Here is a 12,866-nt window from a genome sequence, read left to right as displayed (position 1 = left end):
CTTTCATTTTTTAGGTGAAAGTTATGGCATTGAAAACCCTGATATAACCCAATTTCTTGGGACATCGACATTAGACTATGAATATTTCAGGTTTATATACTCCCGGTAAGCCGAGCGGTTTGTCGCACCGACGTAGTCATTAAGCTTGTATGAATGCTTGATGGCTTCTGTAATGAAAACCTTTGCCGTTGCAACAGCCTCTTTCACCGTGCTGCCTTTCGCCAATTCCGCTGTAATCGCAGCTGAATACGTGCAGCCGGCGCCGTGGGTATAGGTTGTTTTAACTTGCTCTGATTCAAAGATCTCAAAGGTACGGCCATCGTAAAGGAGATCGATCGCCTTTTTATTCTCAGATTCGAGTTTGCTGCCGCCCTTGATCATCACATACTTGGGACCGAGATCAAAGATTTTGACCGCAGCTTCCTTCATTTGGTCGACGGTTGTAATCGGCGGCATCCCGCTTAACTTAGCAGCCTCAAAGAGATTAGGCGTGACGACAGTCGCTTTAGGCACAAGAAGGTCACGAAGGCTCGTTGTATTCTCTGGATGAAGTTCTTCATCAGCCCCTTTACAAACCATGACAGGGTCGATCACAATGTTTTGCATGTGCTGATCTTCCATGAATTTGGCGGCAAGCTCAATGATTTCCGGTGAACCGAGCATGCCGGTCTTAACCGCGTCAACACCTACGCCTACAATGCTTGTTTTCAGTTGTTCTTTTACAGTATTCACATCAACAGGGAAGACGTTATGCGCCCAATTATTATATGGATCCATCGCAACAATAGTCGTAAGAGCAGATATCCCATAGACGCCAAGCTCTTGGAACGTCTTCAAATCAGCCTGCAAACCAGCGCCGCCCGAGCTGTCTGATCCCGCAATGGTTAATGCTTTATAATGAGTCATTTGACATTCTCCTTACTATAGCTGTAATAAATAGATCAAAGCATATTTTCATTATAATAAGAATAAAGGATAAATACCAATGGCGACGCGCGGGTAAAGAAAAATAGGTAGAATTTACCTTGAAAAATAATAGAAATCCTTTTATAATATTCAAAAAAGTAGTAAAAAAGGGGATTGATAATCTATGAAAAGAAAGCTTTCCATTCTTTTTGCTATGATTCTATTGTTTTCAATTCTTCCTGCATATCAATCTCATGCAGCTTCAGAGCCGATGGTCAAGGTGAAGCTTGTGAATTTTTTGGGCAACCAAAGTCACATTACGTTAGAACCGCAAGATACTTATAGCATTAAGGGGAAACCTGAAACGCTGCACAAAGGAAAATCATACATATTAAAAGTTGAGGGTAGGAAGCTGTCACTATATGAAGATAAAAAAAGGATCGGCTCATTTAAGACACTGTCGGTTAGCCCCAAAAAAGGCAGCAGCCGTTTATCTGTTAACGGGCGTGACTACGGCGGTTCCTTTCAATTTATTCTGGAAAATGGCAGTTTTGTAAGACCGATTAATACCCTTTCAATAGAGGATTATGTCAAAGGCGTGCTCCCTAGGGAAATGCCGCCTTCATGGCATATAGAAGCGGTCAAGGCCCAAGCAGTCGCTGCCAGAACATATGCCCTCAGGTATGGTGATAAGGTGATCAATGACACAATAAGCTATCAGGTATACGGCGGTGCCGACCAGCAGCCTGCCAGCAACAAGGCGGTCAACCTTACAAGGGGCGAAGTGATGTATTATGATGGAAAACTGGTCGATGCTGTATACTCCGCAAGCAATGGCGGAAAGACAGAATCCAATGCAAACGCTTGGTCCGGCAAGCCATTGGGTTATTTAAAAGTAAAAAATGACCCTTATGATCCCAAGATGGTTTGGCATACTGCTTTTAACAAGCAGCAAATCAATTTAGCCGGTATGGATTTGAAACATCCGGGCGAATGGTGGTCAAAGGCAAAAGAGAAGGATCAGGTCATTGCGGAAAATATTAAACATTGGCTGAGAAATAATGATTATGCAGGTAACGAGATTAAGGTTGTGGCAATCCCTAATCTATCATTCAGTGACAAAGGATCCGGCGGCAGGGTCACCAAAGGCAGCCTTGCCATTCAATATCTTGTTAAAGGTAAAGTCGACGCCAAAAAGCGGATGGTGATCAATAAGCTTGAACTGAAAAATAAGCCGGCAACAACGATTCGGGCGATCTTAGGCAATCGGCAAATTCGCAGCTATGTCATTGATAATGTGTCAGATAGCAAAAATAAGCTCACTATAGAAGGGCGCGGGGACGGCCACGGCGTCGGAATGAGCCAATATGGCGCAAAGCAGCGGGCCGAAGCTGGACAAACCTATAAGGACATTCTAGGTTTCTATTATGATGGAGCAGCACTATCGGCTGACTATCAACCTGAAAATGCTATCCCGCTGCCAAATAAGGCGGGGGATAAAAAGCTTCAAACTGGTAAGGTGAATGCGATCAGACTTAACCTTAGAACTGGCCCGTCCATGTCATTTAAAGTTATTGGCCAGCTGAAAAAGGATCAAAGGGTTGAGATTTTAGGAAAAAAGGGAGAATGGTACAAAGTCCAATCTGGTAAGCAAAAGGGCTATGTTTATGAGAAGTATTTATCGAAGGAAAAGTAGTGTAAGGGAGGGCCAAACGTCCTCCCTTTAGTTTTCTTTTGGATTAAGATTGATTTGCCAGCTGCTCCCGCAACAAAAATTTCTGCAGCTTCCCGCTGGCATTGCGGGGCAGTTCATCAACAAAGATATATCTTCGCGGCCGTTTATAGTTTGCTAGCTTCCCGTTTGATTTACAAAACGCCTCGAGGTCTTCGGCAGTTAACGCAGGGTCCTTTTTCTTAATATAGGCAATCACCCGCTCGCCCCACTTTGCATCGGGTTCACCAAGAACGGCTGCATCGAGCACCCCATCATGTTCAAATAAAAGATCCTCTACCTCACGAGGATAGATATTTTCCCCGCCGGAGATCACCATATCATCGACACGGTCAGCGACAAATAGAAAACCATCTCTGTCGAAATACCCGAGATCCCCAGAGTGATACCAGCCCTTATACATGGCTTCTGCTGTTGCATCATCGCGATGGAAGTAACCGGCCATCAAGCTGTTGCCTTTTACAATAATCTCTCCGATGTCACCGGGTTCAAGAATGTCATCCGGTTCTGAAGGCCCGTTTTCATTTGGCTTTACGACCCGTACCTCATGATTGTATATGGCCTGTCCTGCAGCTCCCGCCTTCTTCAGTTGATCCTCGTCCATTAAAAAGGTGATTGCCGGCCCCATTTCAGTCATGCCGTAAGCTTGAATAAGCTGGATATTAACCGCCTCTTTGCATTTTCGAACAAGGGCAGGGGCCATGGGGGCTCCGCCGTATAGACTGTTTCTTAAAGATGATAGATCGTAGTTTTCAAGATTTTGCTGAAGCATCATGCTCCACATGGTTGGCGCGCCAAACAGTGTTGTGATTTTTTCATTCAGGATCGTTTCAAGGGCACGTTCTGGTTCAAAATGATGGAGGATAATACTGCAGGCACCCGCCTGTACTCTAGGAAGAAAAGCGCAGTGAAGCTCAGCACAATGGAACATCGGAGCCATCACAAGCCCGCGGTCATGCTGTGTTAACTGCATGGCGCCAATGAGGGCGAGACTTTGTTCAACCATATCTCTGTGGCGGTGCATGACACCTTTTGGCCTGCCTGTTGTTCCGCTCGTATACATAATAGCGTACAGATCATTTTCATTGATTTCTATCATTGGGGCACTATCAGATGATAAGGCTATCTTTTCATAAAAGTTAGCGGCATATTCCGGGGGATGATCATTGATCGACCAAAATAGCGGCTGAGTCTCTAGTCCATTCCTTGCTTGTGTAACCTGAGCGGTAAGCGCCTCTTCAAAAAAAATGATCTTCGGCTCCGCGTTATTTAGAATGTATGACAGTTCATCAGCCTTTAGCCGGAAATTTATCGGATTAAACACCGCGCCAATCTTTGCACAGGCAAAAAGGATCGTACCCATTTCACTCGTATTATAAAGATACGTCGACACACGATCACCTTTTTTTACACCCGCTTCCAGCAGCGCGTTTGCGAGCCGATTCACAACCTCATTCCACTCCCGAAATGTCCATCGCTTGTCAAGCCTAGTATCAACAAGAGCCTCTCTCTCAGGGTATTTCTGAACCGTCTGCTCAAACAACTGTCCAATTGTCGTTGACATATGTGCTCTCCTCCCAATTTGAAATTTTTTGGCGGGTTCAAAAACATGTCCAGAATGGTATCTAAAATTAAGCAGCTATAATGATCAAGAGCGGGATTGTCTTGTTTTACATTATTCATTCTTGATAATGAAAATACCTGCTTGAAACATGGAAAGAAGAGGAGAATAGCATAAAAATTAAAACACCATTGAAGCCTATATAGACGCTTCAATGGTGTCTTTCATGTTATATTTACCACTTATATGTCCAGAATTTCTCGGTTATAAACCGGCCCATGACTTCAGGATCTTTGGCATCAATTTGTTCTTTCATAGCTTGCACCATGGCTTCCGTTTGTGAACGGTGGGCCTGCAGAACCGATAGTTTTTGGTCAATGACATCGCTGACATCACGTTTGACATCAGGCTCGCCTAGATCTTCAATGGTATTATGGGCGAAGGCGATGCAATTGATCACAGGGCGTTCCTTCTCGGGAAGCTTTCGGGCGGCACGAATGACAGCGGCACCGCAGGCATCGTGATCAGGATGGACACTGTAACCAGGGTAAAAGGTAATGATCAACTGAGGATCAAGCTCTTTTATAACCTCGAGTACCCGGTCAGCGAGCTGTTCCTGATCTTCAAATTCCACCGTCTTATCACGCAGGCCGAATCGCCTCAAATCCTTAATACCGGCAAGGCGGCAGGCCTCTTCAAGCTCACTCCGGCGAATATGTGGCAGACTTTCACGGGTAGCAAATGTTGGTTTTCCCATGTTTCTGCCCATTTCACCGAGCGTCATGCAGATATAGGTGACAGGGATACCCTGATTTGTAAATTTTGAGATTGACCCGGATACACCAAATGCTTCATCATCCGGGTGAGGGAATACAACAAGTACAGGACGCTGCATATCCAAAACCTCCTTAAAGTTTTATGCGAAAAATCTTATTTTAAAAGGGTTCATGGCTAAGTTCAAGAGCAACAGCAAGCTTGCCGTCGTGGTCATGTCCGGCAAGGAGCAGCTGTCCATTATCGGTTAACTCCCAATCTGTTAATCCTTCAGCATAAATCCATCCTAAATCCATTTTTAGACCGATACGATAGGGGCCCTCTCCGGTAATTTGCCCGCGGGAAAAGCGGACCAGACCATTCCGGATATAAGCGCCTGCTGAAAAGAACTTTTCATTAAAATGTGAGGCATAGGCCCCGTTAGTCGTTTCTAGGTGCAAATAAACATCCTGATTCATAAATGTTTCGAGTTCACGTTGAACATCCTGTTGTTGAATCGGTTTCAAAGTGCAGACCTCCTTTAGCACACATTGCGGAAACTATATGGATAAGTTTTGATAACTCTATATTACTAGAAAATCTCGCGTTTGACTCGTTTGCTGATTAGCACCCAGTCTTCAGCGAAAATCTTACGAAGATTAGGGCGCCTTCTTATCGCAAGTGGATGATAAGAAACGGCTGTAGGAAAGCCTTTGACAGTGTGCCAGTCCCCTCGTAAATGCTTGACTTCAGCTTCAGGATTATCAAAAAATGACTGGACAGCGACGTTTCCTAGGCATACGAGGAATTGAGGATTTTGACGAAGCTGCGCGTTCAAATGGGTCATGCACATTTCTCTTGCCCAAGGTTTATCATAAGCCTTCCTTGGCCGTCTCTTTAAAATGTAAGTGATATAAATATCTTTTAGATCCATGCCGCAAACTGAGATTGTTTCCTGCAAGGTTTCCCTCGTGCCGCAGACATATGGGTTGCCTTCTTTATCCTCACGTGCGCCTGGATTGTCTAAAATAATGTAAAGGGGTGCTTCTGGGTTGCCTTCGCCCCAAACCATCCGTGACCCGTGGGTGTATAGGCCGCATTTCTTGCAGTCTTTTGTTTCACATGGAACAGGATCTTCAGATAAAATAACGGGTTTGAATTCGGACATGTCAGGGTCTCCTTTGAAAATGAAGGATAAAAAATAAGAGAAGCGAATTCTCTTATTTTGCACACCGTATTTAAATTGATTCAACTTTCCTGTGTATAAGCAAATGAAAAAGAGTGCGGAAGAACAGAGGTAAAAGCTTCACTCATTCATTATAGGACTCAAATTCCGTTATTTGCCCAAAAGCCACTCAAATGACCTCTTAAATGACTGAATAAAGGAACCACAGTCCGATAAAAATCCTAACAATGGATGCAGATGATCTTTTATTAAAATGATTGCTAAAAAGTTCCTTATCCAGGTTTTATTATTTTTATGCTAAAGCATGACATTGGATGAAAGGGGTCGGTTTAGAGTAAAATGCTAAAAAAGGATGGTGAGGCGAAGGTGAATCAAGAAAACAATCAAAATGTGGAGCTGGCAACCTTTGCAGGGGGATGTTTTTGGTGCATGGTTAAGCCTTTTGATGAGCTTCCTGGGATTATTGAAGTTGTGTCAGGTTACACCGGCGGGCATAAGGAAAACCCGACTTATGAAGAAGTCTGCTCGGAGACGACAGGTCATGCTGAGGCGGTTCAAATAACGTTTGATCCGGCGATCTTTCCATATGAGAAAATTTTGGAGCTTTACTGGCAGCAAATTGACCCAACAGACAGCGGCGGGCAATTCTACGACCGTGGATCATCTTACCGAACGGCGATTTTCTATCATAATGACAAGCAGAAAGAGCTCGCCGAAGCTTCCAAAAAGGCTTTGGAAGCAAGCGGACGTTTTGCTAAGCCGATCGTGACTGAAATCGTTCCGGCAAAGACTTTTTATCCGGCAGAAGATTATCATCAAAGTTATTATAAAAAGAACCCCAGCCACTATAAACGGTATTATAAAGGTTCTGGACGTCAAGACTTCATCGACAATAATTGGAAGGTCGAGAAAGATGATAATGAACTGAGGCAGCGACTAACCGATATCCAATACCAAGTCACGCAAAGGAACGGGACTGAGCGGCCCTTCGATAATGACTATTGGAACAATAAGCAGGAAGGCATCTATGTCGATATTGTCTCAGGTGAACCATTGTTTAGTTCCTTGGATCAGTATGATGCGGGCTGTGGCTGGCCGAGTTTTACCAAACCGCTTCGATTAGCTAACGTTAAGGAAAAGCAGGACCTCAGCCACTTTATGATCAGAACGGAAGTAAGGAGCAAATATGGGGATTCCCATCTCGGTCATGTGTTTAACGATGGTCCAGGGCCAACTGGCGAAAGATATTGCATTAACTCTGCAGCGCTAAGGTTTGTTCCAAAAGAAGAGCTTGATCAAGAAGGTTATAGTGAATATAAGAAACTGTTTTGATAAAAGGGCCAGGCCCGGGTCAAAAGATCCGAGCCTGGCCCTTAAATAACTAAAATCTATGATTCTACTAATTTTGTAATATGAATGTAAAATAAGTTTAATAGATAGTTTGATATGATGAAAATAATATACTCTACATAATTCTAGCTAAATTCACTAAATTTGATGTTTTATTATCTCATTCGCTATTTTCCATAATATCTATAACTTTTGGGAGGGAATGTTTTGAAAAAGCAAATTTTGCCCTTTGCAGCCATTGCAAGCGGTATCGTTTTCACAGCAGGCGGTTATGCACAAGCGGCAACGGGCAGCGAAATTGTCAATACAGGAAAGAGTTACCTCGGCACGCCATACCAATATGGTGCTCCAGTAGGCCAGACAAACAGCTTTGATTGTTCATCCTTTACGGTTACGGTATTCAAGAAATATGGTATTAATCTCCCGCGGACATCATCCCAGCAGGCCAGGACGGGTGTTGAAGTTAGTAAAAACAACCTGAAGGCCGGCGATCTGTTATTCTATGACACAAATGATAATGGCAAAGCCAGCATCAATGATATTAGCCATGTAGGCATATACATAGGGAACGGTAAGATGATTAGCGCTGAATATAAGTACGGTGTGAAAATCACTGACGCTTTTGCAACTTGGTATTGGGGGCCCCGCTTTGTAACCGCTCGACGTGTGCTGGATACGAACGCCTCAGGGTCATCATCTGTTGAAAGCGGGACTAGCAGCCATTCAGATAGTAGTAGTGGCGGGAAAGTATATACCGTCAAGTCTGGCGATAGTCTTTGGGGAATCAGCCGCAAGTATGATGTCTCGATATCGAAAATAAAATCTTTGAATAATCTGTCCTCAGATATTATTTACCCAGGGCAGAAATTAAAGGTATCAAGTTCGGGAAGCGTGAATGATGATTCTAAGGGAAATAGCGGTTCATCTTCACAAGAGCATTCAAGCGTTTATACGGTAAAATCTGGTGATTCATTATGGGTTATTGCCAATAATAATGATATGTCAGTGTCCGAACTAAAAGACTTGAACAACCTGACATCTAATATTATTTATCCGGGGCAAGAGATCACAATTAGCGGCAATGGCCCATCGAAGGATTCAGGCAGCAATGTCTCTTCAGCAAACGGAAGCGGCCCCCGTTCTTCCTATAAAGTAAAAAGCGGTGACACGCTTTGGGAAATCGCGATGTTAAACGATATAACCGTTAATAAATTGATGAAATATAACAATCTTTCATCTACACTGATCTACCCGGGTCAGAAGCTTGCCATACCAAATTAATTAATAAAAAACCCGCATGCGCTGCGGGTTTTTTTAGTTAATCAGAAAGTATATGTGCTCCTCCACTTCGCTTCGTCGCAAGGCAACGTTGACGAGGTGGCAGGCAGTAGCCTTTCTGACGCACATAAGTGCACTGGCTAAAGACGTAACATCCTGTTACAACGCCAGTACTAGCACGTCCTGTGCGTCGCAATTATGCCTCTGTCTTCGCCAATCGGAGTTTTCTTTATGGAACAATTAAATATGATTAAATGAATCTAGTCGTTCTTATGCTCGGCTTGATATGCGGTCTCCTCAACATCACTTGTCTCGATACGCGGTTCAGCTAATGCCGATTTTACACCCCAATAATAGAAGATAAGTGCACCGATTGCAGTGATAACAGTGTCCCAAGGTGCTATTAACAAGTGACTTTTCATCGGCCCATAGCTGCCAATGTAGGAGATAATCATAAGAAAAGCATAGTAAAAGATTAACCACCAACCGGCATTAAAATGACTCAGAACCTTTTCTTTAGTGTAAGATTTTTCGCGAAGGACGAAAATCAGGTAGAGTATCAAAGAAACGATGACGATCGGAATAAGGAAAGAAATAACTTTCCATTGGCTCCAATAAATAACCAATGTTGCAGCAATGAATGCCAATGGTGTAAAGAATTTAGCGGCCCTGAGTAAAAATGGCCGATGCAAATCAGGTTTCTTGTGACGAAGAGCCATCAATGATACCGGGCCGACTACAAAGGTCATGGCCTTGGCTGAAGTACTGGCATCCACCAAGTCCGCCCATGCCTGGAAGCGCCCAGGAAGCATCCAGAGGATAGCCAAAATGAGTGTCAGCCACAATGTTGCACGAGGCAGCCCTGATTTTGGGTCAATCTTTTGAAAGACCTTAAAGAAATACCCGTTTTTAGCCCAAGCGAACAATGAACGGGCTGATGCGGAAAAGTAGATGTTGCCTGTGGCAGATGGCGATATCACGGCATCGATTAAGACGAGGTTAGCCAACCAGACAAGCCCCATTGCTGCGGCTAAATCTGCCCATGGCGAATCAAAATGAATGGCACCCCAGCCTTTTCCTAACATATCATGGGGAACAGCCCCGATATAAGCAATTTGCAGCAGCATGTATACGGCGAGACCGATCAATACTGAATATAAAATGGCGAAAGGGACACCTTTTTCGGGGTTTTTCGCTTCCCCCGCAAACTCAATTGGCTGACGGAACCCATTGAAAGCGAATACAATTCCGGCCCCGGTAACGGCGGTAAAGATTCCTTTAATCCCGCCAGGATTTGAATCAGTTATACTAAAGTTAGAAGGATCAAAATGGGTTAAAAGGGCAATAATGATAATGATGGGTACGACAAATTTAAATACTGTAACGAATGTGTTTGTCTTCCCAAAAAAGTTAACACTCCAATAATTCAATAGGAAAAAAATAATGATTAGGGCGAATTGCACCGCAAAGCCGGCAAATGTCGGTGTGCCGTCACTGTGGCCTAATCCATCAAACCAGTATTCCAAATAACCGCGGACAGCCTGTGATTCGATACTGATAACTGCAGAATATGCAAGCATTGAGATAAAGCCAATTAGAAAGCCAACGACGGATCCGTGTGTAAAATCGGGATAACGGACGAACCCTCCTGCGACTGGCATGGCAGCCCCAAGCTCGGCGTAGACAAATCCAATCAAGATGATGATGGCAGCCCCAATAAGCCATGAGATCCAAGCGTATGGTCCGGCGAACCCTGTAGCGGTAGCAGCGGCATAAAGCCAACCCGAGCCAATAATTGAACCAACACCTAAGAACGTTAAATCCAGTGTACTTAATTGCCTTTTGAAAGTTCCATTATTCTGTGCCATAAGTACCTCCTTGTTTGACGTTTTTTTAAGACCCCTCATTAAGATGATATGCGGACTACTCTAAATTAGTAAAATTTTCAGCTAATTATCGCCCTATGAATCTATTTTATAACCTTTCCCATGCCATAACTAGTCCATTCGTAGATACATAGTCTAAATGTGTTGGCCGAATCTAGAATTATGGGAAAAGTTTGGGTTCTTTTATTATAACAAAGGACATTTATAACACAAAGCGGTTATGCCCTTGGCATAGAAAAGGGCTGCCAGCAAATATCATGCCGGCAGCCTAGTTTTTCCTATTATTTTTGTGCAGATGGTAATGGTGCGGTATGGTTCTTATCTTTTATTTTAAGGATGAACTGTAAGGCAAATAGAATAATGACAGATGCAAGACCGATAGCATCTGTTATCGACCCAGGATAAATGAGCAGAAGTCCTGCAGCAATGGCGATGATCCTTTCGATCGGCGTCACCCTGCGCATCCAGTAACCGATCATGCCTGCACCGATTGAAATCATCCCGATCAGTGATGTAAATACAACCCAAATGGTCTGGTACCACGTTGTATCAATCATCAATAACTCAGGAGAGAGAACGAAAATGTACGGGATGATAAAGGCGGCGATGGCCAACTTTGATGAATTTATGCCAGTTTTTATCGGCTCCCCCCCTGATACCCCTGAAGCTGCGAATGCTGCGAGTGCAACAGGCGGTGTAATGTCCGCAATGATACCAAAATAGAAAACGAACATATGGGCTGAGAGGATTGGCACATTTAAAAGAATCAAGGCTGGTGCAGCAATTGTCGATGTAATAACGTAATTTGCTGTTGTGGGTGAACCCATGCCAAGGATCAGGGATGCAATCATGGTAAAGAATAGGGTGAGAATAAGAATGCCTCCCGACAATGTTACAAGACCGTTTGCCAGCTTAAGGCCAAGCCCTGTAGCAGTGACCACACCCACGATAATACCGGCACATGCTGTTGCTGAAGCGACACCAAGAGCGGTTCTGGCGCCATTTACCAAAGCATCGAAAATATCCTTTATGCCCATTCGCGTTGCTTTATTAACAGCTCCGACAAGAATCGTAAAAACAATAGCCCATAGAGCTGAGCGTGTGGCACTTGTACCTGTCATAAGCAGGAATACGATGCCGACAAGTGGGAAGAGGAGGTATATTTTCTTTAGGATCGCAATCTTATTAGGGACTTCGCTTTTATCAAGCCCACGCAAACCGATCCTTTTTGCTTCGAAGTGTGTCATAATCCAAATCCCTGTAAAATAAAGCACGGCAGGAATGGCGGCAGCTTTTGCAATATCCCAGTAGGTAATGCCGTGGCCGATGAACTCAACCATTAAGAAAGCCGCTGCCCCCATGATCGGGGGCATAAGTTGCCCGCCTGTCGATGCGGCTGCTTCCACGGCTCCAGCAAATTCTTTCTTATAGCCGAGCTTTTTCATCATAGGAATAGTAAATGAACCAGACGTAACAACGTTTGCAACCGAACTCCCGCTAATCGTCCCTTGCAATGCGCTCGAGAAGATCGCAACTTTTGCAGGACCACCGACCCGTCTACCAGCAAGTGTCAGGGCTAAGTCATTAAAGTATTGACCGACTCCCGTTTTGATCAAGAATGCACCAAAAAGCAGGAATAGGAAGATAAAGGTAGAAGATACCGCGAGCGGTGTACCTAGAATGCCTTCGGTTGAAAAAAACATTGTTTGGCTTATGCGTTCAAGGCTGAGCCCCCGATGGGCAAGAAAACTAGGCATATAAGGGCCAAAATAGGCGTATAACAGAAAGATGATTGAAATAATGGTGATAGGCAATCCGACAACCCGTCTAGCAGCTTCTAAGACAAGGATAATCGCGATAAAGCCAATGATAAGGTCAATCGTTGTTAACCTTCCTGCCCTTAAAACAAGTTCATTGATGTTCAATGGCCAATAGAGGCCAATAACAACACTTAAAGCTGATAGAATGCCGTCCAGCCAGGTGATTTGGAATCTTTTTTTCTTTCTTTTTTTCTTTGATGCAGGAAAGAGCAGGAATATCAGCGAAAGGGCAAAACCTAAGTGAATGGTTCGCTGAATCTGTGCAGTGAAAACACCAAAGATTGCGGTGTAAAGTTGGAAAACTGAAAATGCGAATAATCCTATAGTAACGATCCAGTATAAAATTCCAGTTAACTTTCTAAAACCGGATTCTGGGTCGTATTTTCCCATGATT

10 protein-coding genes are annotated in these 12,866 nt (G+C 43.9%); 3 read left to right on the top strand and 7 right to left on the bottom strand.

Going from position 1 to position 12,866, the window contains the following annotated elements:
• Positions 1 to 75: 75 nt before the first annotated feature.
• On the bottom strand, positions 76 to 906 hold the full coding sequence (pdxK, locus tag EV207_RS20075) for a pyridoxine/pyridoxal/pyridoxamine kinase (protein WP_132747945.1): 831 nt from the start codon (positions 904 to 906) through the stop codon (positions 76 to 78).
• 184 nt (positions 907 to 1,090) lie between these two features.
• Here pdxK and EV207_RS20070 point away from each other — a divergent pair, with 184 nt between their 5' ends.
• A complete protein-coding gene (locus EV207_RS20070) occupies positions 1,091 to 2,602 on the top strand; it encodes a SpoIID/LytB domain-containing protein (protein WP_132747944.1) in 1,512 nt (503 codons plus the stop codon).
• Between the two features lie 43 nt (positions 2,603 to 2,645).
• Here EV207_RS20070 and EV207_RS20065 read toward each other — a convergent pair whose 3' ends face one another.
• The 4 genes from EV207_RS20065 to EV207_RS20050 all read right to left on the bottom strand — a co-directional run bounded on the left by EV207_RS20065 (position 2,646) and on the right by EV207_RS20050 (position 6,120).
• Positions 2,646 to 4,202, bottom strand: coding sequence for a fatty acid--CoA ligase (locus tag EV207_RS20065; protein WP_132747943.1), 1,557 nt, complete (start codon positions 4,200 to 4,202; stop codon positions 2,646 to 2,648).
• Positions 4,203 to 4,434: 232 nt separating this feature from the next.
• Positions 4,435 to 5,094 carry a bacillithiol biosynthesis deacetylase BshB2 gene (gene bshB2, locus EV207_RS20060; protein ID WP_132747942.1) on the bottom strand — a complete coding sequence of 220 codons (660 nt, stop codon included), beginning with the start codon at positions 5,092 to 5,094 and terminating at the stop codon, positions 4,435 to 4,437.
• 40 nt (positions 5,095 to 5,134) lie between these two features.
• Positions 5,135 to 5,479 carry a YojF family protein gene (locus EV207_RS20055; protein WP_132747941.1) on the bottom strand — a complete coding sequence of 115 codons (345 nt, stop codon included), beginning with the start codon at positions 5,477 to 5,479 and terminating at the stop codon, positions 5,135 to 5,137.
• Between the two features lie 65 nt (positions 5,480 to 5,544).
• Positions 5,545 to 6,120 carry a uracil-DNA glycosylase gene (locus EV207_RS20050; protein ID WP_132747940.1) on the bottom strand — a complete coding sequence of 192 codons (576 nt, stop codon included), beginning with the start codon at positions 6,118 to 6,120 and terminating at the stop codon, positions 5,545 to 5,547.
• Between the two features lie 357 nt (positions 6,121 to 6,477).
• Here EV207_RS20050 and msrA point away from each other — a divergent pair, with 357 nt between their 5' ends.
• Positions 6,478 to 7,470 (top strand): peptide-methionine (S)-S-oxide reductase MsrA, encoded by a 993-nt coding sequence (gene msrA / locus EV207_RS20045; protein ID WP_132747939.1) that lies wholly within the window; start codon positions 6,478 to 6,480, stop codon positions 7,468 to 7,470.
• Between the two features lie 225 nt (positions 7,471 to 7,695).
• Positions 7,696 to 8,769 carry a LysM peptidoglycan-binding domain-containing protein gene (locus EV207_RS20040; RefSeq protein ID WP_132747938.1) on the top strand — a complete coding sequence of 358 codons (1,074 nt, stop codon included), beginning with the start codon at positions 7,696 to 7,698 and terminating at the stop codon, positions 8,767 to 8,769.
• A gap of 257 nt (positions 8,770 to 9,026) precedes the next feature.
• On the opposite strand, the gene EV207_RS20035 is transcribed toward EV207_RS20040, so the two are convergent.
• Together EV207_RS20035 and EV207_RS20030 are read right to left on the bottom strand one after the other, a co-directional pair.
• Positions 9,027 to 10,634, bottom strand: coding sequence for an APC family permease (locus EV207_RS20035; RefSeq protein ID WP_165887021.1), 1,608 nt, complete (start codon positions 10,632 to 10,634; stop codon positions 9,027 to 9,029).
• Positions 10,635 to 10,933: 299 nt separating this feature from the next.
• A complete protein-coding gene (locus EV207_RS20030) occupies positions 10,934 to 12,862 on the bottom strand; it encodes a TRAP transporter permease (protein ID WP_132747947.1) in 1,929 nt (642 codons plus the stop codon).
• Positions 12,863 to 12,866: the final 4 nt, after the last annotated feature.

This window comes from Scopulibacillus darangshiensis, from assembly GCF_004341035.1.
Taxonomy (GTDB): domain Bacteria; phylum Bacillota; class Bacilli; order Bacillales; family Sporolactobacillaceae; genus Scopulibacillus; species Scopulibacillus darangshiensis.
This window is presented reverse-complemented; position numbering and strand designations above follow the sequence as displayed.